The organism is Micromonospora rifamycinica (genome assembly GCF_900090265.1).
Lineage (GTDB): Bacteria > Actinomycetota > Actinomycetes > Mycobacteriales > Micromonosporaceae > Micromonospora > Micromonospora rifamycinica.
Genome location: NZ_LT607752.1, coordinates 297,382 through 322,409, shown reverse-complemented (window position 1 = coordinate 322,409; position 25,028 = coordinate 297,382). Strand labels below are relative to the sequence as shown.

Genomic DNA, 25,028 nt, shown 5'->3' with positions numbered 1-25,028 from the left:
CGGCGAATCTTCGTTGAATTGCCTTCGCTTTTACCGTAATCGCGGTCGCGGGGATACCGCCCGCCGTGGTTCGGCGGTGAGGTATGCGTCACCCGTTTCCCGGCCCGGCGGCCCGGAAACCCCGGCCGGCGCGAACCGGCCGCGACCGGCCGGACACCGGGGACGCGACGGTGGAAAGCGGCGAAAGCCGACGAAAGCTCAGGAGAGGGTCAGTCGACGCAGCGCGCCGTCGGTACCCACCCGGTAGATGTCCAGCCGGTTCGCACCGGCCCGGAACAGCCGGTCGTCAGCGAGCAGGGCGGCGAACCGACGGCCGCCCCGATCCTGCGGCACCACCGGGACGACCGCGCCGACCCGGCCGTTGACGGCGACCGCGAGCAGCGTGCCGTCGGGCACCTGCCGGGGCACGGAGCCCCAGACCAGGGCCGGCAGGTCACCCGCCGCCGGATCGACGTGGTCGAACGCGCTCAGGTGCGCCACGGTGGCGGTGCCACCGACCGGCTTCTCCCCCACCGTCGTGCCGACCAGCGGGTGCGCAGCGGGGGGCGCGGCCCGGCCCGGCACCCCGCCGGGAAGGACGATCCGCTCACCCGGCCGGTCGTAGAAGTACTTCTCGGTACGCTCGCGCGGCGGCTGCGCCGCCGACCGCCCGTCCAGTCGCCACGGAACCCGGACGTGCACCGCGTCGGCGACGGTGGGCAGCAGGTCGACGTGCTCCCAGTTGCGGTCGTCGACCCGACCGGCCCGCTGACCCGGCTCCTTGACGAACATCGGCACCCAGGCGACCTCGCCGGCCGCATGGTCGATCGCGTCCTGCCCCCGACCCTGCCAGTCCGGGGTGAAACTCACCCCGTGGTCGGCGGTGAGCACGACCAGCGACCTGTCGTACAGCCCACCGGCGCGCAACGTCCGCAGCGTCTCGCCGAGCAGCCGGTCGGTGTACCGCAGCTGGGCCAGGTGCCGCGCACGGGCCAGCTCCACCCAGCCCGTACCGTCGTTGGGCAGGTCGTCCGGGGCGTCGTACCGCGCCCCGGACGGCAGGTACGTCCACGGCGGGTGCGGCATCAGCAGGTGCAGGAAGTGCAGGGTCGGCCGGTCGGTCGGACGCAGGCCGGCGAGGAAGCTGGTGAACCGGGCCGGCTGGTTGTCGTTCAGGCTGTCCCAGCGGAACTTCGGGTCGGCCGGGACCGGTTCGGCGGCGTCCAGGCCCACCTCGGCGGCGGTCCGCTCCCGGTACGACTCCTCCGGGTCGACCCGGCTGTCCACCGGGGCGGCGATCCGGCCCAGCAGCATGCCGCTCTCCCGGACCAGCACCCCGAGCCCCTGTTCCGGGGCGACCGGCTGGTCACAGCGGCTGGGCGGGCAGAGCCGGGTGATGCTCTCCTGGGCACGGATGTCGTACAGGCCACCGAGGGCGGTGAAGAGGTTGTCCGGGTACTGCGAGTAGTGCGGTGCCGACGGCTGCGCCGGATACCGACCGGTCAGCATCGCCGGCAGCGCGTACGGCGTCCAGCCGCTGACGCCGGTGGCGTTGCGGTACCAGGTCGAGCCGCCGGCCAGCGCGGCGAAGTTCGGGTAGCTCGCGGCGTCGATCCGCCCGTCCGGGCCGAGCAGCGAGACCAGCGGCAACTCGTCCAGGACGATCATGACGACCGGCGGGTGCGACCCCGGACCGGCGACCCCGGCAGCACCCTGGTGCGCCCGGGGCAGCACCACCGCCGAGGCCGGCGAGGCGAACAGGAACAACCCGACGAAGACGAGCGGGCCGAGGGCCGCCACCCGCAGCACCCGACCGGGCGTCGACCACCGCCGGTGCGCCGCCGCCCCGGCCGCCCCGGCCAGCACCGCCACCAGCAGCAACGGCACCCCCCGCAGCGGCGTCACCTGCCGACCCACCTGCACGGCCAGCGCGGCCAGCAGCAGCCCCACGACGACGGTGTGGACGCCGGCCCGGACCCGACCCCCGGCCAGCCGGGTCAGCGCCCCGAGCAGCACCACCACGGCAGCGGGCAACACGGCGACCAACGCCACCAGGGCGAGGACGTCCCGGCTGGTGGCCCGGTGGAACAGGAAGAAGTCGGGGCTGCGGCCCAGCACGTCGAGCAGGGGCTGGGTGACCACCAGGCCGACCAGGGCGACCACCTCGCAGGCCCGGCGCAGCTCGACCCGCCAAGCCGACGGGGTGGGTCCGGCGTCCGCCCCGGCGGGCGGTGTGTGCGCGGCGTCCGCCCCGGCGGGCGGGACGGATCCGGTCTGCCGGTCCGGCGCGTGGGTGAGGGCCGGTTCAGCCATCCACCACCGCCTGGTAGAGCGTCCGGGTTCCGGAGGGCAGGTCCTGCTGGCGTTCGATCCGGCAGCGGGCGGTCAGCAGCCGGGCGAACTCGTCGCGCCGGTAGTCGGGGAAGATCCCGGCCGGCTTGTTGGCGAGCAGCCGCCGCGCCATCGGGTCCTGCGGGTGGACGAACTCCACCACCAGGCGGCCACCGGGCCGGACGTACCCGACCAACTGGTCGACCACCTCGGGCAGCGGCACGTTACGACCGATCGCCAGGTGGTGCACCACGGCGAGGGCGAGCACCAGGTCGGCGTGGGTCCGGGCGGCGAACCCGGCCCGCTCCACGCCCGCCCAGCCGCCCCCGGGCGACGGGTCGGCCAGGTCCATCACCAGCGGCAGGATGCGCCGGTCACCCTCGGCACGCAGCGCCCGGTAGAGGGTGTCGACCACGGCCGGATCCTGCTCCACCGCGACCACCTGGGCGGCGTGCCGGGCGGCGATCCGGGCGTACCGGCCGTCGTTGGCGCCGAGGTCGAGCACCAACCGGACGGTGCCGCCGGTCACCGCCGCCGCGACGAAGCTCTCCTTGGCCGCCCGGTCCGCCGGGCTGTAGCCGCAGGTGCGCTGGTAATCGGCCCAGTGGCCACCGTCGACCCGACGGTCCAGCCGACGGACCAACCGCGCCAGCCGGCGTACGGTGGCCAGCGCCAGGTGGCGGGAGTAACCGGCGTCGCGCAGCTGGGCGGTGACGGCGCTGCTGCTGGCCGTGGCGTGCCGGGCCTGCATCGCACCGTGCAGGTGCACGTGCGTCGGCACCCCGGGCAGCAACCGCCGGACCCCCCGGAACAGGGGCCGCAGCTGGTCCGGCTCGATCCCGTCGACCCGGGCGCGCAGCCAGGGCTGGAAGTCCACCCCGAGGTGCGCCTGGAGCAGCAGCGGATAGAGCAGGGTCTGGCAGAACTGCCGGTAGCCGGCCCACGGCTCCCCCTCGACCAGCGGCGCGAACGAGCCGATGTCGATGAAGACCGGGGTCGCCCCCCGCCACTGGAGGTTGTAGGCCGAGCCGTCCTTGACGGTGAACCCCGCCTCCAGCGCCCGACGCAGGATCTCCAGGTGCAGCAGGGCGGCATCGCGCAGCATGCCGAACGACCACTCGTACGGGTGCGACACGAACGGGATCCGCTCGTGCCGCAGCACCGTCGTCCAGCCGGTGTCCGGCAGCGTCGTCGGGTCGACCGCCGTGGTGGCGCAGACCTTGCCCTCGGCGAGCAGCGCGGCGAAGAAGTCGCTGGCCGCGAGGGACCGCCAGTCGGCGGCGGCCTGCGGGCCGAGGCCGCGCAACACCTGGTCACCGAGGTGGAAGACGCGGTTGGCGGGGTCGCGGAAGGACCCGGGCTCGGCCCGGATGCGCAGGTCGGCGGTGGTCATCGGTACGCCCGCCCGTCAGTTGTCGGCCGGCTGGCGCGGCTGCCGTTCGGCCGGCACGATCTCGGCGGGGCCGGTGGGCCGCCGGTCGGCTCCGGACTCGACCTCGGCGGGGCCGTGCCCGTTGTGCCCGGCGGCGGATCCGGTGTCGGTGGGTCCGGAGTCGGTGGGCCGGCGGCCGAACCGGGCGGCGAGCCGCCGCCAGTAGAGCTTCGCGGCGACCGCCGCGCCCGCGGTCCCACCGACCACCGCCTGCACGATCAGGCTGCCGGACCCCGCGTCCAGGTAGGCCAGGTGCATCATCGGCCGCTCCCTTCCCTCACCGTCATCGCCCCGTCAGACATGCCCCCATGAGGCTTTTATGCCTGAAAGCCGGTTTGCTCCCCTGACACCGTACGTCGTCCGGTGCCGCCGCGAGGGAAACCTGGATCCCTGCGCCAGGTCCGTTCCGTTCAAGACCGCGCGACGGCAGTCTGCCTACGCTGCCCGCATGACACCTCGGTTCGACCTCGTCGGGTGCGCGGTCAGCGACATGGCCCGCACCCTGGACTTCTACCGTCGGCTCGGATTGGACATCCCGGCCGACGCCGACCATCAGGACCACGTCGAGGTCACCCTGCCGGGTGGTCTGCGGCTGGCCTGGGACACCGTGGCGATGTTGCGCGGGTTCCACCCCGACTGGACGCCACCCGGCGGCAGCCCGCGCACCAGCCTGGCCTTCCGGTGCGCCGACCCGGCCGAGGTGGACCGCTACTGGACCGTGCTGACCGACGCGGGCTTCCACGGCGAGATCGCCCCCTGGGACGCCTTCTGGGGCCAGCGGTACGCCATCCTGCACGATCCGGACGGCAACGGCGTCGACCTCTTCGCCCCCCTCGACCCGAGCTGAGCCGAGCCGCCCCTCAACCCGGGCAGGACCGCCGGCTCCGAACCGCACGGCGCGGAGCGCACCCCGCGCCGACGCCGGACGCGGCGGTGACACCCTGGCCGGGGACGCCGGACGGGGCGACGGTCACCGGGCGAACAGGGCGGTCGGCGGGACGCCGGTCAGGTCCCGCACGTCGCGGGTGAGGTGGGCCTGGTCGGCGTAACCGGCGCGGGCGGCCACCTCGGCCAGCCCGATCCCGTGACCGGCCAGGGCAAGGGCGCGGCGCAGCCGCAGGATGCGGGCGAGGGTCTTCGGGCCGTACCCGAAGAGGGCCTGGCTGCGGCGGTGCAGGGCGCGCGGACCGAGGCCGACCCCGGCGGCGGTCGCGGTGACCGTGGCACCGGCGGCGAGCAGGGCGGCCACCCGGGGGCCGAGCGGGTCCGGGCCGCCCACCCGGGCGAGCCGGGCGGCCGCCACCGTGGCCAGGTCGGCGGCGGTGGGTGCGCCACCCAGGCGCTCGGCGAGCCGGGCGGCCTCCCGGCCCCACAGCGCGTCGAGGGGTATCCGCTGGTCACGCAGGTCGGCAGCGGGGACGCCGAAGACCGCCGGCCCCACCCCGGGAGGCAGCCGGACCCCGCGCCACCGCTCCCCCGGGGTGGACACGCTCCACTGCGCCGTGCGGTCCGGCCCGGCGACCAGCAGGCCCGACCGGCTGGACCAGAGCAGGTCCAGGCAGCCGTCGGGCAGCACCCGCGTCGGCCGGGCGTCCGGTCCGCTCTCGCTCGCCCAGAGCACCGCGCCGGTGATCACCTCGGTAGGCCGTTCCCGGTACACGGGGCAAGCCTGCCACGCCGCCGGCCGACGGTCGCGCCGCGACACCGCCACCGGGCCGAACCGGACGAAGACGGACACCGAAACAGGCCGGACACCGGCGGGTGACCTGGCGGGTCACCATCGCGCATCTTCCTCGTTTTGACGTTCCTGCAGCTCTTGTGCAGGGCGAACGTTTGTGCAACTGTCATCACTCAATTGAGCAATCGTTTGCGCAAGGGGGTGTGGCTGGTGCGGATCGCGGTTCTGGCGACCGGGGGGACGATCGCGTCGCGGTGGGATCCCGACGAGGGCCTGGCCGTGACCGACTCCGTCACGGACCTGCTGAAGAACGTCGTCGGCACGACCGACGTGGAGATCCACGGCTTCGACCTGTCCTGCCGCCCGAGCTTCACGCTCTCCCTGGACGACATGCTCGCCACCGTGCGGGCCGTCCGGGCCAAACTGGCCGACGGGTTCACCGGCGTGGTCGTCACCCACGGCACCGACACGCTGGAGGAGGCCGCCTACCTGACCGGTCAGCTCACCGGCCCCGACGCCCGCGTCGTACTGACCGGCGCGCAACGCGGTGCCGACGAGCCCGACTCCGACGCCGGGCGCAACCTCGCCGACGCGCTCCGGGTGGTCACCGCGGCACAGCCGCTCGGCGCGGCGACGGTCATGGGCGGTGTCGCGTACGCCGCGGTGGAGAGCCGCAAGGTGCACACCTCGGCGGTGTCGGCGTTCTCCGGCGGCACGGCCGGGGTGCTCGCCCTGGTCGACCCGGACGGCGTGCTGCGGGTCTCCACCGCCGCCCGGGGCAGCCACTACGCCCACCGGCCGGTGCCCACCGCGCTGCCCCGGGTGGACCTGGTCAAGCTCGTCGCCGGTGCGGACGGCACCCACCTGCGCGCCTCGCTGCACGCCGGGGCCGCCGGGATCGTGGTCGAGGCGTTCGGGGCCGGCAACGCCCCGCCCGCGGTCGCCGAGGCCGTCGGGGAGGCCCACCGACGCGGCGTACCGGTGGTCATCACCAGCCGGACCGGGGCCGGTCGGGTCCGTCCCGTCTACGCCGGCGGCGGCGCCGCCCTCGCCCGCGCCGGCGCGCTGTTCGCCGGTGACCTCACCGGCGCCCAGGCCCGGGTGGCGCTGGCCCTCGCCCTGGCCGTCGAAGAACCCGGCGTCGTGCCGGCAGCCCTGCACGCCATGGTGGAAGGACGTCGAGCGTGAAGACCGAAGCAGTGACCATGAACGGGTACGGCGGCCCCGAGACCCTCACCCCCGCCGAGGTCGACCTGCCCGACCCCGGGCCGGACGAGGTCGTGCTGCGGGTGCTCGCCGTCGCCGTCAACCACCTCGACGCCGACCTGCGCAGCGGGGTGTCCCGGATGCCGCTGCGGCTGCCGCACGTGCTCGGCCGCGAGGTCGTCGGCGTGGTGGAACGCCTCGGCTCCGGGGTCACCGGCCGGGCCCCGGGCGACCGCGTGCTGGTGCTGCCCAACACGCCCTGCGGCAGCTGCCCCCGGTGTCTGACCGGACGGGCCAACCTCTGCCCGAACGCCGACATGCCCGGCATCACCCGGTGGGGCGGCTACGCCCGGCACGCGGTGGCCCCGGCGCGCGGCCTGCTGGACATCGGCGACCTCGACCCGGTGGTCGCCGCGGCCACCCCGATCTCCTTCGGCACCGCCTGGCGCACCCTGTACTCGATCGGCCGGCTCGCCCCCGGCGAGTGGGTGCTCGCCCCGGGCGCCGCCGGTGGGCTCGGGCACGCGGTGGTGCAGCTCGCCAAGCTGGGCGGCGCGCGGGTGGTCGGCCTGATCGGCGACCCGGCGAAGGCCGACTTCGTCTCCTCCCTCGGCGCGGACGCGGTGCTGAGCACCCGGGATCCGGACTGGGCCGCCGAGGCCCGGAAGATCACCGGGGACGCGGGCTTCGACGTGATCGTCGAACACATCGGCGGCGACGTCTTCGAGGCCGCGCTGGGCACCCTCGCCCCGACCGGCCGGCTGATCGTCGGTGGTGGCCACGCCGGGGAGCACCCGCACCTCGACCTCATCGAGACCTTCCGCAACGAGTACGAGCTGCGCGGGTCGCGCAGCCAGCGCCCCGACGAGATCGCCCGGGTGCTGGGCCTGGTCGCGGCGGGACAGCTCACCCCCCGGGTCGACGCGGTCCTGTCGTTGGCCGACGCCGGCCGGGCCCACCAGGCGCTCGCCGACCGGCAGGTGCTCGGCAAGCAGGTGATCACGCCGTGACCGGACACCGGCGGGGCGGTGCCCGCGACGACGTGCTGGCCACCCTCGTCGCCGGTGCCGTGGAGGCCGCCGACACGCTGCTGGCCACCGGCGCGGGCCAGGTGCTGGCCCGGCGGGTCGCGGCCCGGCTGACCGCCAACGCCGTCGCGGCCCGCGGGCTGCTGCCCGCCGGGCTCGACACCGCCGGTGACCCGGACGGCCGGTGCACCCTGCTGGCCGCCCCGGGCGGGACCGACCAGCCGGAGCGGGCCGCCGCGGTGACCGCGGCGGCGATCACCGTCAGCCAGTGCGACGAGGGGCTGCGCGAATCCCGGGGACACCCGGGGCTGCACGCCTACGCCGCCGCGCTGGCCGCCGCCGAGGCCGACGACCGCAGCCTGCGGGTGTTCCTGCGGGCGCTGACGGTCGGCTGGGAGGTGGGCGCGCGGCTCGGGCTACTGCTCGGCGCACCCCGCCCCGGGGTGCACCCGCACGGTGGGTGGGGCACCGGCGCGGCGGCGGCCGCCGCCGGGACCGTCGCCGGGCAGGACGCCGCCGGGGTGACCGACACGGTGAACCTGGCGCTGACCGTGGCGCTGGCCGGGCCGGAGGCCGACACCCGGCGGGGACGCCCCGCCCACTACCTGCTGCCCGCCCTCGGCACCGCCAACGGACTGGCCGTCGCCCGGCTCACCGCCGCCGGCTTCCCGGCCACCGGCCCGGCGCTGCCCCACCTGGGCCGGACCGTCCACCTGGGCGTCGCCGACCGGCCGGTGGATGCCGCGCTGCTGTCCCGACCGCTGCTGCCGGACGCCTACTTCAAGCCGGTGGGGGTGTGCGCGCACACCCTGACCGGCTGGACGGTGGCCCGGACGATGGCCCGGGACCTGCCGGCCGACGAGGTGGCGACGGTGACCGTGGACACCTACGCGGGCGCGGCCCTGCTGGCCGAGCGCCGACCGGTCGGCCGGCTGGCCCGTCAGTTCAGCATCCCGTGGGTGGTGGCCTGCGGGCTGCTCGGCACCGACCCGGGTGCCCCGGCCGGGCCGGCGGACGACCGGTGGACCCGCGCGGCCCGACTCGCCGAGCGGGTGACCGTACGCCACGACCCCGGTCTGGACCAGGGGTATCCGGCGGGCCGACCGGCGGTGGTGGAGGTGACCACCCGCACCGGTGCCCGGCTGTCCGGGCGCGCCCGGTTCCACCACGGCGACCGGGAGGACCCGATGACGGCCGACGAGCTGGCCGCCGTGGACGCCGCGCTGCTGCGCACGCCGGGGACACCGACCGGGGCGGCCGACCTGCTGCACGGGCTGGCCCGGGCTCCCGGGGCGACCCGACTGCGAGACCTCACCGCGCTGGTGCGCGACGGGGCACCGAATCCGAACGGCGGCCCGCCACCGGTTCCCGCTGGGCTTGGCCCATCCGGCAGAAAGGACATGACGTCATGGTGATCAGAGTCGAACCCGGCACCGAGCGGGACTTCATCGGCTACGGCGCGGACCTGCCCCGCGTCGAGTGGCCCGGTGGCGCCCGGGTGGCGGTGAGCCTGTGCCTCAACTACGAGGAGGGGGCCGAGCACAGCCTCCTCGACGGCGACAGCGTCAACGAGTGGGTCGGCGAGATCTCGTACACGCCCACCAGCGCCGAGCACCGTGACCTGTCCCAGGAGTCGGTCTACGAGTACGGCAGCCGGGCCGGGGCGTGGCGGCTGCTGCGGCTGTTCGACCGCACACAGACCCCGGTGACGGTGTACGGCTGCGCCGAGGCGCTGGCCCGCAACCGGCCACTGACCAGGGCTTTCGTTGACGCCGGGCACGAGATCTGCTCGCACGGCCTGCGCTGGCGGGAGCCGTCGGGGATGACCGAGGACGAGGAACGCGCCGAGATCCGGCAGGCGGTGGCGACGATCACCGAGCTGTGCGGGGAACGCCCGGTCGGCTGGTACTCCCGGTACGCCCCGTCGGACCGGACCCGGCGGCTGCTGGTCGAGGAGGGCGGCTTCCGCTACGACTCCAACGCCTACAACGACGACCTGCCGTACTGGGTGCAGGTGGCCGGGCAGCGACATCTGGTGGTGCCGTACACGCACACCTACAACGACGGCCGGTTCGCGTTCAGCCCCGGTTACGGCAACCCGACGGACTTCTTCGAGAACTGCCGGCGGGGCATCCAGTACCTGTGGGAGGAGGGCGAGACCTCCCCCAAGATGATCTCGATCGGGCTGCACGCCCGGCTGATCGGCCAGGCCGGTCGGGCCTCCGCGCTGCGTGACCTGATCGCCTGGGCACAGGACCTGCCCGGGGTCTGGTTCGCCCGGCGGCGCGACATCGCCGACTGGTGGCACCACCACTACTCCGACCTGCCGGCCCACGGAGGGCAGTGACCATGCGTATCGAGATCGACAACGTGGCCAAGGGTTATCCCCGGGCCGACGGGAGCCGACTGTCGGTGGTCGGCAGCCTCAGCACCACGATCGAGGCGCAGGAGTTCGTCTGCGTGATCGGGCCGAGCGGATGCGGCAAGTCGACGCTGCTCGGCCTGCTCGGCGGGCTGCGCCGGCCGGACGACGGGGAGATCCGGTTCGTCGGCGAGCGCACCGCCGCCGGGCCGCTCACCTCGATCGTCTGGCAGGACTACGCGCTGATCCCGTGGCGGTCCATCGCCGACAACGTCGGTTTCGGGCTGGAGCTGCGCGGGGTGCCCGCCGGCCGCCGGCGGGAGGTCGCCCGGGAGCACCTGGCGATGATGGGCATCGAGGCGTTCGCCGACAACAAGCCGCACGAGCTGTCCGGCGGGATGCGCCAGCGGGCCGGGATCGCCCGCGCCCTGGCCAGCGATCCCGAGGTCCTGCTGATGGACGAGCCGTTCGCGGCGGTGGACGCCCAGACCCGGACCCTGCTCCAGGACGAGCTGCTCCAGGTCTGGTCGAGGCACCGCAAGACGGTCCTGTTCATCACGCACAGCATCGAGGAGGCGCTGTTGCTGGCCGACCGGATCATCGTGCTCGGCCCCCGGCCGACCCGGGTGGTCGAGGAGATCCGGGTGCCGTTCCCCCGGCCGCGTACCCGCGACGTCGAGTTGGACCCGCGGTTCACCGAGTTGAAGCGCCACCTGTGGGCGCAGCTGCGGGACGCCACCCTGGCAGCCGAGTGGGCGGAAGCGAAGGGGGACCGATGAGCGAGCAGAGCGTGCCGACCCGGGAACGGGCGACCGACGAACCCGTGGTCCGCTACGCGGTGGACCCCCGCGCGGAACGCCCGCCGGGTCGCGGGTTCAAGCTGCTCAGCAGCGGGCTGGGCAGCATGGTGCCGGTGGTCGTGGTGCTGGCGCTGTGGCAGGGCGGCAGCATGGCCGGGCTGATCGACAAGACCTTCTTCCCGGCCCCGTCGGAGTGCGTGCAGGCCCTGGTCGAGCTCTTCTCCTCCGGGGAGCTGCTGCCGAACGTCGGGATCACCGCCCAGCGCATCCTGCTCGGTTTCCTGCTCGGCGTGATCCCGGCGACCCTGCTGGGCATCGCGATGGGGCGGTCGAAGTGGGTGCGGGTGCTGATCGATCCGCTGATCGCCATCACGTACCCGATTCCGGTGGTGGCGATCCTGCCGCTGCTGCTGGTCATCTTCGGCACCGGCGGACGGCCGATCGTGGTGCTCGCCGGCATCATCTCGTTCTTCCCGGCGGTGGTGAACGCGATGTCCGGGGTGCTCCAGGTCGACGAACGGCTGATCCTGATGGCCCGCAACCTGGGCGCGAGCCGGCAGCAGATCCTGTGGAAGATCGTCCTGCCGGGTGCCCTGCCGTCCATCTTCGCCGGCATCCGGCTGGCCGCCGGGCTGGCCCTGCTGGGCACCATCGCCGGCGAGTTCCTCGCCGCCAGTGACGGCGTCGGGTCGATGACCTGGCGGTACTGGCAGATCTACCAGATCGACAACATGTACGCCACGCTCGCGGTCATCGCGGCGATGGGCTTTTTCCTCACCACGGTGACGCTGCGGGTGCAGCGGCGCTTCTTCAGCTGGACGGAGGGCCAATCATGACAACCAAGCGGATCACGACGATCAAGACAAAGGGTGTGATCGCCGCGCTGTTGGGGGCGAGCCTGCTGCTCGGCACCGCGGCCTGCGGTGACGACGCGGAGTCGACGGGTGCCGGTGGCGCCGACAAGGTGACTGTCAACTCGCTGGAGATCCTCTCGCTGGCCCCGATGATGGTGGCCGACGCCAAGGGCTTCTTCGGCAAGCACCAGGTCGAGGTGGAGTTCAGCAACGCTGACATCTACTCCCGGCTGGCGGTGCAGGGTCAGGGCAAGCTGGACGTGAACATCCCGGGCACCGGTGGCGCGCTGTTCAACGCGGTCAACCAGGGGCTGCGGGTGCGGGCGGTGGCCGACCGGCAGCAGTACCGGTGCGCGTCGGACAACCTCCTGCTGGCCCGGACCCAGGCCTTCGACGGCGGGCTCAAGAGCGTGGCCGACCTCAAGGGCAAGAAGGTCGCGATCCTGGCCAAGGGTTCGACCACCGAGTACTGGCTGGACCGGGCGCTGGGTGAGGTCGGGCTCAAGCAGTCCGACCTGGGGCAGATCGTGACCCTGAGCTACCCGGACACCGCCAACGCGCTCAAGAGCGGTGCGGTGGACGCCGGCTTCCTGGTGCAGCCGCTGGCGTACCAGCTCATCACCGACGGGCAGGCCAAGCGGGTGCTGGCGATGAACGAGGTGGCGCCCAACCAGGAGCAGGGCCTGATCACCATGTCGCAGGACTTCATCAGCAAGCGGCCCGAGGTCGCGGCCCGGTGGATGGCCGGCTGGCTGGAGGGTGTGCGCTACTACCAGGACCCGGCCAACAAGGACGACGTCATCTCCATCGTGGCCGAGCGGACCAAGGTGCCGGCGGCGACGATCAGCAAGCTGTACGGCACCGACCAGTGGCCGTACATGGACCCGAACGGTCGGGTGGACACCGCGACGGTGGCCGCCGAGGACGGCAAGTGGCTGCTCGACAACAAGATCATCGAGAAGCTGCCGGAGGTCGGTGAGTGGCACGACGGTTCCGTCGTCGACGCCGCCCTGAAGATCGTCGGCGAGGTGCCGGCCAACCGCGACTGCGGCGGCGTGCAGAAGCTGGAGTCCTGATGTTTCCCCGTCCGAGCCGGCTGGCCGAGGTGCTGCGCGACGGTGGCGTCGCCCTCGGCAGCCTGACCCTGCTGCAGGAACCGGCGATCGGCGAGATCCTCGGCGCGCTCGGCTACGACTTCCTGGTCGTCGACACCGAGCACGCCGCAGCCGACGAGCAGAGCGTGCTGGCGATGGTCCGGGCGGCCGGTTCGGCGGGGACCACCCCGCTGGTCCGGCTGCGCCGGATCGAGGAGAAGGACCTGCTCTGGTCCCTGGACAGCGGCGCCGGCGGGGTGGTGCTGCCGCTGGTGGAGACCGGCGCGCAGGCCGTCGAGGCGGCCCGGCTGACCCACTACCCGCCGGTCGGCGACCGGACGCTGTGCTCGGCGGCGCGGGCCGCCGGGCACGGCACCGCCCGGGGCGACTTCGACCGCTACCTGACCTGGGCCGGGCGGAACACCACCGTCGTCGCCCTGGTCGAGACCCCCACCGGACTGGCCAACCTGGACGACATCCTCGCCGCCGACCTCGACGTGCTGATGCTCGGCCGGGCCGACCTGTCGGTCAAGCTGGGCCTGGGCTACCAGCCCACCCACCCGGAGGTCGAGAAGCACGCGATCGCGTTCGTCGAGCGGGTCGTCGCCGCCGGTCGGGTCGCCGGCATGCTGGCCTACTCCGCCGAGGAGGCCCGCCGCTGGATCGACCGGGGTGTCCGCTTCGTCGTCTACTCCCAGCCGGAGATGCTGCTCTCCGACGCCTACCGGCGGGCCCGCGACGAGATCCTCGGCGGTACGTCGTGAGCCTGCTGGTGACCGGCGGAGCCAGCGGCATCGGCGCGGCCGTGGTCGCCACCGCCCGCGCCCGGGGCGAGACGGTGCACGTGCTGGACGTCACCACCGGCGTGGACGCCGCCGACCCGGTCGCGGTCGGCGAGTTCGTCGACGCGATCGGCACCCCGACCCGGGTGGCCCACCTCGCCGGGGTGGTCAGCGCCGGTGGCATCGAACAGACCACCCTCGCCGAGTGGGACCGCACCCTGCGCAACAACCTGACCGCCGCGTTCGTCGTCAGCCAGGCCGTGGTGCCCCGGATGGCGGCGGCCGGCGGCGGGTCGCTGGTGCTGATGAGCAGCCTCAACGCCCGCGACGGCGGCACCCGGCTGTCGGGCACCGCGTACGCGGCGGCGAAGGCCGGGGTGCTCGGCCTGATGCGGCACCTCGCGGTCGACTTCGGACCCCGCGGGGTACGGGTCAACGCCGTCGCGCCCGGCCCGGTGGCCACCCCGATGCACGACCGGCTGACCGCCGAACAGAAGGCGGGGCTGCGGGCCCGGATGCCGCTGGGCCGGGTCTCCTCGGCGCAGGAGATCGCCGACATCGTGCTGTTCCTGCTCTCCGACTCCTGCGCCACGGTCACCGGCACCACCTTCGATGTGAACGGGGGCAGTCATCTCAGCTAGGTTGCCGGGTACGGGCACGGGAGCGGCACGGGAGGCACAGTGAACAAACGGGTGACGTTGCGCGATGTCGCCGGCCTCACCGGTGTGCACGTCTCCACGGTCTCCCGGGTGCTGCGCGGCGACGACGTCCGGGTCAGCCCGGCGACCGCGACCCGCATCGTGGACGCCGCCAAGCAGCTCGGGTTCCACCGGGACCGCTGGGCGGCGAGCCTGCGCAGCGGCAAGACCGGGGTGATCGGCGTGCTGGTCCCCCGGATCACCGACATCGTGCTGGCCACCGTCTTCGAGGGCATCGACGCCGCCGCTGCCGCCGCCGGCTACCAGGCGGTGGTGAGCAGCAGCTGGGACGACGACGAGGCGCGGGAGCTGCGCATCCAGCGGCTGATCGGGGAACGGGTGGACGGGCTGATCATCGGTGACGCCCGGCGCAACGACCCGCTGCTGGCCCGGCTGACCGCCGACGGGGTGCCGTTCGTGCTGGTCAGCCGGGCCTCGCGCGGCTTCCCGTCGGTGACCGGCCGGGACCGCCTCGGCGGTCGGCTCGCCGCCGAGCACCTGATCGACGTCGGGTGCCGGCGGCTGGCGGTGATCGCCGGCCCCGGGCACGCCAGCACCTCCGCCGACCGGGTCGCGGGCTTCCTCGCCGCGGCGAAGGCCCGGGGCGTGCCGGTCGACCCCCGCCGGGTGGCCCCGTCCACCTTCGACGTCGCCGGCGGGGCCTCGGCGATGGCCGAACTGCTGGCCGGCGGTCAGCCGGACGGCGTCTTCGCGGTCAACGACTTCGCCGCGATCGGGGCGATGGGCACCCTGCGCGACCACGGCCTGCGGGTGGGCCGGCAGGTGGCGGTGGTCGGCTACAACGACATCGACGTGGACGCCCAGCTCCTGGTCCCGCTCACCTCGATCCGCACCCCGCTGCGGGACATGGGCTCACAGGCCCTGCACGCCCTGCTCACCCTGCTCGACTCGGGCCGTACCACGTCGGTGCGGCTGGCCCCGGAACTGGTCGTCCGCGCGACCACCGCCGACTTCTCCCCCGACACCACCGAGGCGGTGGCGGGTACCGTCGCGCTGCCGGAGGTGTCCCGGATGGTCACGCCGGTGAACTGACACGCCCACCGGCGGACCGGTCAGCTCCGGCGGTGGTGCATCGCCAGGCGCAGCAGCAGGAACCGCAGCGCCGTCGCGGCCAGGTTCGCCACCACCAGCACCACCAGCTCCACCGGCCGCGACGGGGTGCCGACGGCGTGCAGGGCGGCGAGCGCGCCACTGGTCAACGCCAGGCCGAGGGCGAAGGCGAGCAGCCCCTGGAGATGGTGCCGCCCGGCGGCCCGACGCCCGGTGATGCCGAAGGTGAGCCGCCGGTTCGCCGCGGTGTTGCCCACCGCGGTCACCAGCAACGCCACCAGGTTCGCCGGTTGCGCGCCGAGCACCCCCCGGGTCGCCACGAACAGCACCAGGTACGCCACCGTGCTGACCACCCCCACCAGGGCGAACCGGGCCAACTGTCCGGGCAGCCCGACCGGCACCCGGGCCGGCGGAGCGGCCAGCGGCGCCCGGCCCCACTGGGCGCGCAGCGCGGCCAGCGGCAACGTCCCGGTGACCAGCGCCCGGCCCAGCCGGCCGATGCCCCGCAGATCGGCCAGGGCGGTGGCCACGATGTCCACCCGGCTGTCCGGGTCGTCGACCCAGTCCACCGGAACCTCGTGGATCCGCAGCCCGGCCCGCTGGGCGAGCACCAGCAGCTCGGTGTCGAAGAACCAGCCGGTGTCCTGCACCAGCGGCAGCAGCTCCCGGGCCACGTCGGCCCGGATCGCCTTGAACCCGCACTGCGCGTCGGAGAACCGGGCCGCGAGGGCGCCCCGCAGCAACAGGTTGTAGGCCCGCGAGATCACCTCCCGCTTCGCGCCCCGCACCACCCGGGAGGTCCGGGCCAGCCGGGTGCCGATGGCCAGGTCGGAGTGGCCGGAGATGAGCGGCGCGACCAGCGGCAGCAACGCCGCCAGGTCGGTGGACAGGTCCACGTCCATGTACGCCAGCACCGGGGCGTCCGAGGCCGACCAGGCGACCCGCAGTGCCCGCCCCCGGCCCTTGGCGCTCAGGTGCCGCACCTCGACGTGCGGGAGTTCGGCGGCGAGCGCCTCGGCCACCGCGAGGGTGCCGTCGACACTGGCGTTGTCCGCCACGGTGATCCGGAACGGGTAGGGGAAGTGCGTGCTGAGGTGCTGGTGCAGCCGGCGTACGCAGGGACCGAGGTCGGCCTCCTCGTTGTAGACCGGGACCACCACGTCGAGCACGGCGGTGGGGGTGCTGGTCCGGGTCGCGACGGCGGGCCGGGGTACACCGGTGTGGGTCATCACTGGTCCTCCTGTCCCGCGCCGCTCAGGTCGTAGACGGTGACCCCGTCCACGGTCTGCGCGGTGAACGTCTCGGTGACCCAGGCGGCGATCTCCTGGGAGGCGGAGCTGCCCCCGTTGGCCCGGAAGCCGCCCCCGCCGACGAAGTAGTGGATCCTCTTCTCGGCCACGTACGCCTGGAACTGGGCCAGGGTGGGCGACGGGTCGCTGCCGTTGAAGCCACCGATCGCCATCACCGGTTCGCCGGTGGCGAGCTGGTAGCCGGAGGCGTTGTTGGAGCCGACTGTCGCCGCGACCCAGGTGTAGTCGTCGGCGTCGGCCGCCAGCAGCGCCTTCAGCGCGGCGCTCGGCTCCCGGGAGTCGAGCAGGCCGCCCATCCCACCGCCGGTACGCCCCTGGCCGCCGCCGGTACGCCCGCCGTCCTGGCCGGTACCGCCGTTCGGGAGCGTGCCGCCATCAGGACCCGTGCCGCCGTTCTGGCCGTACCGCCGTTCTGGCCGGTACCGCCGTTCTGGCCGGTACCGCCGTTCTGGCCGGTACCGCCGTTCTGGCCGGTACCGCCGTTCTGACCCGTGCCGCCGTCCTGGCCGGTGCCGTCGGGACGGGTGGGGAACTGGCCCGGGCCGCCGTCGGCGGTGCCACCGGGGAAGCCGGGGAACTGGCCGGTGCCGCCGTCCCGGTCGCCGCCCGGGCCGCCGCCACCGGGGAACGCCATGCCCCCGTCCATCCGGCCGCCGGGTCCGCCGCGACCCGGGCCGAAGCCGCCCTGCACGGCCGGGCCGGCGCTCGGGATGGACCCGGTGTGCGCGGTGGCGGCGGTCTCTGCCGCGTATGCCGCCGGGCCGGCCAGCGCGGCCGACGCGCCGAGCACCAACACCACCGGCACCAGACGCCGGGGCAACCGGCGGGCGAGCACGATCAGCACCGCCACGGCGAGGCCGGTGACCAGCACCGTCGTGCCCAGCCAGGGGTGGAAGTCGGGGCTACGGTCGAGCAACCGCCAGGACCACCAGACGGTCACCGCGAGGGTGGCGGCCAGGGTGACGGTGGCGAACGGCCCCCGCCACCGCCCGGGCCGCCGACCACCGGCGACGACCGGGGCAGCGGGTCGGGTGGCGGCCCGGCGTTCCCGCCAGAGCAGGACCGTGCCGATGCCGACCAGCGCGCCGACCGCCGGAGCCAGGGCCACCGTGTAGTACGCGTGGAAGATGCCGGACATGAAGCTGAAGATCAACCCGGTGACCAGCAGCCAACCGCCCCACAGCAGCAGCCCGGCCCGACGGCGGTCGGTGCGGGCCGCCCGGCCCGCCAGCACCAGGCCGGCGACGAGCAGGATCAGCGCGGCCGGCAGCAGCCAGGAGATCTGGCCGCCGACCTCGGTGTCGAACATCCGCAACCAACCGGTCTGCCCGGAGAACGGGCCACCGCCGCCACCCGGCCGGGCACCGCCGCCGACGCTGCCCTCCTCGTCACCGGTGATCCGGCCGAGACCGTTGTAGCCGAGGGTCAGCTCCAGGATGCTGTTGCCCTGCGACCCGCCGATGTAGGGCCGGGCGCTGGCCGGGACCAGTTCCACCGTCGCCACCCACCAGCCGGCGGCCACGACCAGCCCGAGACCGGCCAGCAGGAGCTGCCGGATCCGCCGCCAGAAGCCGGTCGGCGCGGCCAACAGGTAGACCCCGGCGAAGACCGGGACCACCAGGAACGCCTGGAGCATCTTGGTGAGGAAGCCGAAGCCGACCAGCACCCCGACCAGCACGATCCACCGGGTGCTGGCCGTCTCCACCGCCCGCACCGTGGCGTACGCGCCGAGCACCAGCAACAGGACCAGCAGCGCGTCCGGGTTGTTGAACCGGAACATCAGGGCGGCGACCGGGGTGAGCGCCAGGACCGTCCCGGCGATCAGGCCGGCCGCCGGGCCGTACCAGCGGCGGACGGTGGCGAACAGGACGCCCACCGAGGCCACCCCCAGCAGCGCCTGCGGCACCAGGATGGCCCAGCTGTTGAGCCCGAAGATCCGTACCGACAGGGCCATCAGCCACAGCGCGGCCGGCGTCTTGTCGACGGTGATCGAGTTGGCCGCGTCGGAGGAGCCGTAGAAGAAGGCCTTCCAGCTCTCCGAGCCGGCCTGTACGGCCGCCGAGTAGAACGAGTTCGCCCAGCCGGACGCGCCCAGCCCCCACAGGTACAGCAGGCCGGTGCCGAGCAGCAGCACCACCAGCGCCGGTCCGACCCAGCGCGGGTCACGTCGTGGTGCGGTGTCGGCCGGGGTGGACGGCCATGGGGTCGCGGCGTCGCCCGGGGCCGACGGCGGTGGGGTCGCGGCGTCGCCCGGGGCCGACGGCGGTGGGGTCACGGCGTCCGCCGGGGCCGACGGCGGGGTCGCGGCGTCGCCCGGGGTCGACGGTAGGGTCGCGGCGTCCGGCGGGCTGGCCGCCGTCCTCAGCAGGCTCTCGGTTCTGTCCATGCGACCAGCCTGGGCGCCCCGGTTGGACCGTCCCCGTGCTCCGGCTATGCGTGGGCTGTGGAATCCGGCGGCGCGGGCAACCCGCGATCCGGCCGACCGGGCACGTCGGGGTCCGGCAGCGCGGGCACGGTGGAATCCGGCGGTGCGGACACGTCGGAGTCCGGCAGTGCGGGCACGGTGGGGTCCGGCGGCGCGGGCACGTCGGAGTCCGGCAGTGCGGGCACGGTGGGGTCCGGCGGCGCGGGCACGTCGGAGTCCGGCAGTGCGGGCACGGTGGGGTCCGGCGGCGCGGGCACGTCGGCACTCGGCAGCCGTACCGTGAAGACGGTCCGGCCCGGCCGGCTCTCCAGGGCGACGGTGCCGTGGTGGGCCTCCACCACGGCGGCCACGATGGCCAGGCCGAGGCCGGTGCTGCCGTGCTCCCGGGAGCGGGAGCTGTCCCCCCGGGCGAACCGTTCGAAGACCTCGTCGCGCAGCTCCGCCGGCACACCCGGGCCGTCGTCGGTGACGCTGATCTCCACCGCGCCGGCCAACGCCGCGAGCCGGGTGGTGACGGTGCTGCCGGGCGGGGTGTGCACCCGCGCGTTGGCCAACAGGTTCGCCACCACCTGATGGAGCCGGACAGCGTCGCCCGGTACCTCCAGCGCCTCGTCGGGCAGTTCGAGCTGCCAGCGGTGACCGGGACCGGCCACGTGGGCGTCGCTGACCGCGTCCACCACCAGGGCGGTCAGGTCGACCGGTCCGGTGGCCAGCGGACGACCGGAGTCCAGCCGGGCCAGCAGCAGCAGGTCGTCGACGAGGCTGGTCATCCGGGTACTGGCGGACTCCACCCGGCGCAGCGCGTGGGCCACGTCCGGGGGCACCCGGTCCCGGCCCCGGCGGGCTACCTCGGCGTAGCCCCGGATCGCGGCCAGCGGGGTGCGCAGCTCGTGCGAGGCGTCGGCGACGAACTGGCGTACCCGCGTCTCGCTGGCCTGCCGGGCGGCGAGCGCGGCGGCGACGTGGCCCAGCATCCGGTTCAACGCCGCGCCCACCTGCCCCACCTCGGTGCGCGGATCGGTGTCGGCGGCGGGCACCCGTTCCGACAGCGCCACCTCGCCCCGGTCCAGCGGCAGCTCGGCGACCCGGCCGGCGGTGGCCGCCACCCGGTGCAACGGCCGCAGCGTGGCCCGGACGATCAACGCGCCCAGGCTGCCGGCGACGAGCAGGCCGGCGGTGGCGACGCCCGCCTGGGCGACCACCATCCACCACACCGTCTCCTGCACCAGGTTCAGCGGGATGGCGAAGACCACGACGGCGCCGTCGGGGAGCTGGCGGGCCACCGCCCGGTAGTCCCCCCGCTCGCCCAGCTCGACGGTGTGCGGGGCGCGGTCGCTGGGCAGCCTGGTCAGCGCGGTCACCTCGGCGGCGGTGAGCGCGGCGGTCGCCCCGGAGCCGGTCCGGATCCGGGCCGACGGCTGCCCCTGCGGGGTGACCCGCATCCCGATCGACCCGACCGGGAACGTGGGCGGCGGGTCGGGCGGGGTCTGCCGGCCGTCGGCCTGGTCGAGGGGACGTTGCGGGTCACCGGGCCGTGCCCACGGCAGCCGACCGTCGTAGCGGCGGTTGTCCCCGGCGAGCTGGCTGTCGACCTGGTAGATCAGGAAGTGTCGCAGCGCGACCGTGGTCAGCCCACCGATGCCCACACTGACCAGTGCGAGGAGCCCGACCACCGCGAGCACCAGCCGACGGCGCAGCGACCAGCCCGCCAGCCGGGGGCGCGGCGACCAGCCCGCCAGCCGGGGGCGCGGCGACCAGCCCGCCAGCCGGGGGCGCGGTCGGCCCGGACGGTCACGACGCGGGCTTGAGGACATAGCCGGCGCCGCGCAGGGTGTGGATCATCGGCGCCCGTCCCACGTCGATCTTCTTGCGGAGGTAGGAGATGTACAACTCGACCACGTTGGCCTGGCCGCCGAAGTCGTAGTTCCACACCCGGTCCAGGATCTGCGCCTTGCTGAGCACCCGGCGCGGGTTGCGCATCAGGTAGCGCAGCAGCTCGAACTCGGTGGCGGTCAGCGTGATCAGGTCGTCGCCCCGACGCACCTCGTGGCTGTCCTCGTCGAGGGTGAGGTCGCCGACGGTGAGCACCGCCTCCTCCCGGGCGGTCACCGCGAAACCGGTCCGCCGCAGCAGGGCGCGCAGCCGGGCGATGACCTCCTCGAGACTGAACGGCTTGGTGACGTAGTCGTCGCCGCCGACGGTGAGCCCGGCGATCCGCTCCTCGACCGCGTCCCGGGCGGTCAGGAAGAGCACCGGCACGGTCGGGGTCTGCTCGCGCAGCCGGCGCAGCACCTGGAAGCCGTCCAGGTCGGGCAGCATCACGTCGAGTACCACCGCGTCGGGCTGGAACTGCCGGGCCGCGCTCAGCGCCGCCATGCCGTTACCGGCGCTGCGGACCTGCCACCCCTCGTACCGCAGCGCCATCGACAGCAGGTCGGTCAGGGTGGGTTCGTCGTCGACCACCAGCACCCGGACCGGCTCGCCGTCGGGGCGGCGCAACTCGATCCGGCTCGGTGCGGTCTGCCCGTCGGTCACCATGCCCCCCATCGTGGGACCGGTTACTGACCCGGCCCTGTGCGCGTCCTGTGCGCCCGCTGTGCGCGTGGCGGCGGCCCCGCTCGACCGTACCGGGCCGGCCGACGCCGGGAGGCCCGATCCGGCAGCCAGGGCGGTGTGGGAGCGTTTGCCCAGCACAGCCGCCGGGTACCGGCTCGGCAGCGCCATCGCCACCCCGGCGACGCGATCGGCATGGACAGGAGCGGGTCGATGAGGACGCTGGCCGGGCGGTACCAGCTCGAACAGCGCATCGGCCTGGGTGGCATGTCCGAGGTGTGGCGGGCCCACGACGTGGTCCTGGACCGGCCGGTCGCGGTGAAGCTGATGTCGCCCGCGCACCGGGGCGAGGAGACCTCGGTCGAGCGGATCAGGACCGAGGCCCGGTCCGCCGCCCGCCTGGTGCACCCCAACGTCGCCAGCGTCCACGACTTCGGCACCTCCACCACGCTGCCGGGTCGGGAGATGCCGTACATCGTGATGGAGCTGGTGGAGGGGGAGACCCTGGCCGCGCACCTGCGGGCCGGGCCGCTGGACTGGCGCATCGCCGTGCGGGTCTGCGCCGAGGTGGCTGCCGCACTCGCCGCCGCGCACGCGCACGGCATCGTCCACCGGGACGTCAAACCGGCCAACGTGATGCTCACCCCGTCGGGGGCGAAGGTGCTCGACTTCGGCATCGCCACCCCGGCCGGGTCGGCCGACCACCGCCCGGACGGGATGGTGGTGGGAACACCGGCCTACCTGGCCCCGGAGCAGTTCGACCGGCAGCCGGCCACCCCCGCCGCCGACATGTACGCCGTGGGGGTGCTGCTCTACTACTGCCTCACCGGACGGTTGCCGTACGCGGCGGGGACCACCGCCACCGAGTTGCTCGGTGCCCGCCGGCAGATCGTCCCGGAGCCGTTGCCGCCGATCGCGGGGTTGCCGGCGGAGGTGGCCGACCTGTGCCAGCGCTGCCTCGACGACGACCCCGGCCGGCGGCCGAGCAGCCTGGTGGCGGCGCTGGAGCTGGCCGAGGTGGTCGACGCCCGGGTCTACGTGCCGATGCTGGCCTCGGTGCCCCGGCCCCGTGCCGCGCCGGTGTCGCCGTGGACCGAGCGGGCCGCCGCCGAGGCGACCGAGGCGGTGGCGCTGCCCGACTGGACCCGCACCGGGCCGGTCTGACCGGGGCCGTCGGCGCACCGGCCCGGCGTTTCACCCGTTCGTGGCCGGGAATCCGGCCGGCGAGTGAGGGAGGAACGCGATGCCGGATCCGAGTTCCTGGTTGCACCAGGCCAGCGCGACCGCCACGGGCGGCCACGTACGCACCGACGACGGCGGGCTCTCCACCGCGTTGGCGTCGCCGCTCGCACCGCACTGCAGCGGCTTGACCCCGGAGCAGCTGCTCGCCGCCGCCTTCGCCTCCTGCCTGCACCACGCGGCGGTCGAGGCGGCCGGGGAGATCACCGACGAGGCGCACACGGTGCAGGTGACCGCCGAGGCGAGGCTGGGGCGCGACGACGACGGCCGGTACCGGGCCGACGTGCACGCCAGCATCTCGTCGGTGGGGCTGAGCCGGGACCAGCTGGCCGAACTGGTCGCCTGCGCCGACCGGCTCTGGCCCTTCTCCAGCGACGACAACAGCCGGCACCGGCTGACGGTGAGCGCGGCCGACAACGGCCGGCACTGAGCACCCGCTCCCACGTCCCCTCCCGGCCGCCCGACCCCGCCCGACCCCGCCCGACCCCGCCCGACCCGCCCGGCCCGGGTCGACCCGGGCCGACGCGGGCCGACGCGGTGATCAAGAGCTTTGCGTCACCCCGCCCGCCCGCGCGTGACCCAAAGCTCTTGATCACCCGCTCAGGTCGACGGGGTGAGGGGGTGAGGGGGTGAGGGGGTGAGGGTCGGACACTGCTGCGCGTTCTACGTCTTTTGCTGGTTTTCGCACTAGATGTTCGGCGGAACGGTGGTGAACTGGGGCACAGCCCACCGGTACCGACGGGGATCCGGGGGCGAAACCTCTCTAGCCTCGGCGGGTGCATCACGACCACACCACCGCGCCGCAGCCGCCCCGGAAGCCCCCGGCGGGTCGCCCCGACGAGGCGACCCCGGGTGAACGACGTATCGGCCGGCACCGCGCGCCGGAGCCGCCCCGGCGCGGTGCCCGCGCCGCGTTCGCCTCCACCCCCGCCCGGCTCGCCCTCGCCGGTGGGGTCAGCTGCTGTCTGGGGCTGGTCGCGTTCGCCGGTGTCCAGCGCGTCGACCGGCAGGAGCAACCCGTACAGGAGGTGCTGGTCGACCGGGCCGCCGACGAGCAGCGGGCCTCCCGCTCCCGGGACCGGGCCGCCTCGCCGCTGGCCGTCCCGGTCACCCCGGCCCCGACCAGCAGCCGCCCCCCGGCCGCCCGGGGAGCCAGCCCGACGCCGAAGAAGCCGGCCCGCCCCCGCCCGGTCGCCGGGCTCACCCAGCTCCAGATGGACAACGCCAGGGTGATCGTCGACGTGGGCGTCGACCTGGGGGTGCCCCGGCGTGGCCTGGTCGTCGCCGTCGCCTGCGCCATGCAGGAGAGCGACCTGCGCAACCTCGCCAGTGACGTGCTGCCCGAGTCGTACGACCACCCGCACCAGGGCAGCGGATCGGACCACGACTCGGTCGGCCTGTTCCAGCAGCGCCCGAGCAGCGGCTGGGGCACCGTCGCCCAGTTGATGCGCCCCGCCTACGCGGCCCGGGCCTTCTACTCGGCGCTGGTCAAGGTCCCCGACTGGCCGGAACTCAGCGTCACCGCCGCCGCGCAGGCCGTCCAGGTCTCCGCCCACCCGGGCGCGTACGCGCGGCACGAGGAGCGCGCCGCCGCCGTGGTGGACGCGCTGACCTGAGCCGCCCCCGGGCGGCCGGCGAGCTCAGGCCACCCGGGTGCCCGGCTCCGGCTGGTCGACCGGCGCCTCGTCGGTGCCGGTGGCCGGCCGGGTCGCCGGCACACCGCCGGCGGCCGCGGTAGGGGTGTCCACCGGCACCGACTCGACGGTCAGCCCGCCGAGGAGGTGGTCCGTCCGGTCCGCCCGGTGCCGGCGGGCGCGCAACGACGCCTCGAACTCGCGCCGGGCCTCGACCGCCTCGGCGTACACCCGCTCCCGGACGTACCGGGCCTCCTCGCGGGCCGCGTCCAGCTCACCGCGCGCCCGCGCCAGCAGGTCCACCGCCGTGCGATCGTCCGCCGGCCGGGCCGCCGCCCGGTCACCGTCGGCCCGCCGGCGGTCGACCAGCGCCAGGAGCAGGGTGGCCTCCTGGCGGAGCTGGTCGGCGTCCCGCTCCGCACCGGCGAGCACCTCCGCCCGCGCGGCGAGCCGGGTCAACCGGACTGCCAGCTCGTCCAGGCAGAAATCGACCTGCCGTGGGTCGTAGCCGGAATCAACGACGGAGAACCTCATGCGTGTCGCCCCCCAGAA

Annotated in this window: 22 protein-coding genes and 1 pseudogene; 14 read left to right on the top strand and 9 right to left on the bottom strand. The window is 74.6% G+C overall.

Features of this window, described 5'->3' with window-relative positions; genetic code table 11:
• Positions 1 to 198: 198 nt before the first annotated feature.
• The 3 genes from GA0070623_RS01240 to GA0070623_RS01230 are packed head-to-tail and all read right to left on the bottom strand — an operon-like array spanning position 199 to position 4,003.
• Positions 199 to 2,292, bottom strand: a complete 2,094-nt coding sequence (locus GA0070623_RS01240) for a sulfatase-like hydrolase/transferase (RefSeq protein ID WP_067312986.1) — start codon at positions 2,290 to 2,292, stop codon at positions 199 to 201.
• Positions 2,285 to 3,703 (bottom strand): class I SAM-dependent methyltransferase, encoded by a 1,419-nt coding sequence (locus tag GA0070623_RS01235; protein WP_067312983.1) that lies wholly within the window; start codon positions 3,701 to 3,703, stop codon positions 2,285 to 2,287. Before GA0070623_RS01235 ends, GA0070623_RS01240 begins: the two co-directional genes overlap by 8 nt.
• 15 nt (positions 3,704 to 3,718) lie before the next feature.
• Positions 3,719 to 4,003, bottom strand: a complete 285-nt coding sequence (locus tag GA0070623_RS01230) for a hypothetical protein (protein WP_067312981.1) — start codon at positions 4,001 to 4,003, stop codon at positions 3,719 to 3,721.
• A gap of 187 nt (positions 4,004 to 4,190) precedes the next feature.
• On the opposite strand from GA0070623_RS01230, the gene GA0070623_RS01225 reads away from it, so the two are divergent.
• Positions 4,191 to 4,589: a VOC family protein gene (locus tag GA0070623_RS01225; protein ID WP_067312979.1), complete on the top strand. Its 399-nt coding sequence runs from the start codon at positions 4,191 to 4,193 to the stop codon at positions 4,587 to 4,589.
• A gap of 123 nt (positions 4,590 to 4,712) precedes the next feature.
• On the opposite strand, the gene GA0070623_RS01220 is transcribed toward GA0070623_RS01225, so the two are convergent.
• Entirely contained in the window at positions 4,713 to 5,402 is a 690-nt protein-coding gene (locus GA0070623_RS01220) for a helix-turn-helix domain-containing protein (RefSeq protein ID WP_067312997.1), read from the bottom strand.
• Between the two features lie 195 nt (positions 5,403 to 5,597).
• On the opposite strand from GA0070623_RS01220, the gene GA0070623_RS30265 reads away from it, so the two are divergent.
• Genes GA0070623_RS30265 through GA0070623_RS01170 form a run of 10 tightly spaced genes read left to right on the top strand, consistent with a single transcriptional unit; the run spans position 5,598 to position 15,297 of the window.
• Positions 5,598 to 6,608 carry an asparaginase gene (locus GA0070623_RS30265; RefSeq protein ID WP_172898355.1) on the top strand — a complete coding sequence of 337 codons (1,011 nt, stop codon included), beginning with the start codon at positions 5,598 to 5,600 and terminating at the stop codon, positions 6,606 to 6,608.
• A complete protein-coding gene (locus GA0070623_RS01210) occupies positions 6,605 to 7,636 on the top strand; it encodes a zinc-binding dehydrogenase (RefSeq protein WP_157517605.1) in 1,032 nt (343 codons plus the stop codon). Before GA0070623_RS30265 ends, GA0070623_RS01210 begins: the two co-directional genes overlap by 4 nt.
• Positions 7,633 to 9,069 (top strand): MmgE/PrpD family protein, encoded by a 1,437-nt coding sequence (locus GA0070623_RS01205; protein WP_089003854.1) that lies wholly within the window; start codon positions 7,633 to 7,635, stop codon positions 9,067 to 9,069. Before GA0070623_RS01210 ends, GA0070623_RS01205 begins: the two co-directional genes overlap by 4 nt.
• On the top strand, positions 9,063 to 10,001 hold the full coding sequence (locus GA0070623_RS01200; protein WP_067314771.1) for a polysaccharide deacetylase family protein: 939 nt from the start codon (positions 9,063 to 9,065) through the stop codon (positions 9,999 to 10,001). Before GA0070623_RS01205 ends, GA0070623_RS01200 begins: the two co-directional genes overlap by 7 nt.
• A 2-nt stretch (positions 10,002 to 10,003) precedes the next feature.
• Positions 10,004 to 10,795 carry an ABC transporter ATP-binding protein gene (locus GA0070623_RS01195; RefSeq protein WP_084261601.1) on the top strand — a complete coding sequence of 264 codons (792 nt, stop codon included), beginning with the start codon at positions 10,004 to 10,006 and terminating at the stop codon, positions 10,793 to 10,795.
• Positions 10,792 to 11,652: an ABC transporter permease gene (locus GA0070623_RS01190; RefSeq protein WP_084261600.1), complete on the top strand. Its 861-nt coding sequence runs from the start codon at positions 10,792 to 10,794 to the stop codon at positions 11,650 to 11,652. The genes GA0070623_RS01195 and GA0070623_RS01190 overlap by 4 nt, the downstream gene beginning before the upstream one ends.
• The gene (locus tag GA0070623_RS01185; protein WP_084261599.1) at positions 11,649 to 12,746 is read left to right on the top strand and encodes an ABC transporter substrate-binding protein; all 1,098 of its coding nucleotides are present in this window, start codon (positions 11,649 to 11,651) and stop codon (positions 12,744 to 12,746) included. The genes GA0070623_RS01190 and GA0070623_RS01185 overlap by 4 nt, the downstream gene beginning before the upstream one ends.
• On the top strand, positions 12,746 to 13,528 hold the full coding sequence (locus GA0070623_RS01180; RefSeq protein ID WP_067314764.1) for an HpcH/HpaI aldolase family protein: 783 nt from the start codon (positions 12,746 to 12,748) through the stop codon (positions 13,526 to 13,528). Before GA0070623_RS01185 ends, GA0070623_RS01180 begins: the two co-directional genes overlap by 1 nt.
• Positions 13,525 to 14,187: an SDR family NAD(P)-dependent oxidoreductase gene (locus GA0070623_RS01175; RefSeq protein WP_067314762.1), complete on the top strand. Its 663-nt coding sequence runs from the start codon at positions 13,525 to 13,527 to the stop codon at positions 14,185 to 14,187. The genes GA0070623_RS01180 and GA0070623_RS01175 overlap by 4 nt, the downstream gene beginning before the upstream one ends.
• 39 nt (positions 14,188 to 14,226) lie before the next feature.
• Positions 14,227 to 15,297: a LacI family DNA-binding transcriptional regulator gene (locus GA0070623_RS01170; RefSeq protein WP_084261598.1), complete on the top strand. Its 1,071-nt coding sequence runs from the start codon at positions 14,227 to 14,229 to the stop codon at positions 15,295 to 15,297.
• Positions 15,298 to 15,317: 20 nt separating this feature from the next.
• On the opposite strand, the gene GA0070623_RS01165 is transcribed toward GA0070623_RS01170, so the two are convergent.
• The 4 genes and pseudogenes from GA0070623_RS01165 to GA0070623_RS01145 form a co-directional block, all read right to left on the bottom strand.
• The gene (locus GA0070623_RS01165) at positions 15,318 to 16,544 is read right to left on the bottom strand and encodes a glycosyltransferase (protein WP_067314776.1); all 1,227 of its coding nucleotides are present in this window, start codon (positions 16,542 to 16,544) and stop codon (positions 15,318 to 15,320) included.
• Positions 16,544 to 18,900, bottom strand: a pseudogene (locus tag GA0070623_RS01155) (glycosyltransferase family 39 protein). The gene GA0070623_RS01165 and the pseudogene GA0070623_RS01155 overlap by 1 nt, the downstream one beginning before the upstream one ends.
• A gap of 155 nt (positions 18,901 to 19,055) precedes the next feature.
• Positions 19,056 to 20,864: a sensor histidine kinase gene (locus GA0070623_RS01150; protein WP_089003851.1), complete on the bottom strand. Its 1,809-nt coding sequence runs from the start codon at positions 20,862 to 20,864 to the stop codon at positions 19,056 to 19,058.
• On the bottom strand, positions 20,842 to 21,597 hold the full coding sequence (locus GA0070623_RS01145) for a response regulator transcription factor (RefSeq protein ID WP_407937958.1): 756 nt from the start codon (positions 21,595 to 21,597) through the stop codon (positions 20,842 to 20,844). Before GA0070623_RS01145 ends, GA0070623_RS01150 begins: the two co-directional genes overlap by 23 nt.
• A 219-nt stretch (positions 21,598 to 21,816) precedes the next feature.
• On the opposite strand from GA0070623_RS01145, the gene GA0070623_RS01140 reads away from it, so the two are divergent.
• From GA0070623_RS01140 to GA0070623_RS01130, 3 genes are all read left to right on the top strand, one after another.
• Positions 21,817 to 22,767: a serine/threonine-protein kinase gene (locus tag GA0070623_RS01140; RefSeq protein WP_067312794.1), complete on the top strand. Its 951-nt coding sequence runs from the start codon at positions 21,817 to 21,819 to the stop codon at positions 22,765 to 22,767.
• 79 nt (positions 22,768 to 22,846) lie between these two features.
• A complete protein-coding gene (locus GA0070623_RS01135) occupies positions 22,847 to 23,272 on the top strand; it encodes an OsmC family protein (RefSeq protein WP_067312797.1) in 426 nt (141 codons plus the stop codon).
• 346 nt (positions 23,273 to 23,618) lie between these two features.
• Positions 23,619 to 24,458, top strand: coding sequence for a hypothetical protein (locus tag GA0070623_RS01130; protein WP_067312799.1), 840 nt, complete (start codon positions 23,619 to 23,621; stop codon positions 24,456 to 24,458).
• Positions 24,459 to 24,482: 24 nt separating this feature from the next.
• Here GA0070623_RS01130 and GA0070623_RS01125 read toward each other — a convergent pair whose 3' ends face one another.
• Positions 24,483 to 25,010 (bottom strand): ATPase, encoded by a 528-nt coding sequence (locus tag GA0070623_RS01125; RefSeq protein WP_067312801.1) that lies wholly within the window; start codon positions 25,008 to 25,010, stop codon positions 24,483 to 24,485.
• Between the last annotated feature and the right edge of the window lie 18 nt (positions 25,011 to 25,028).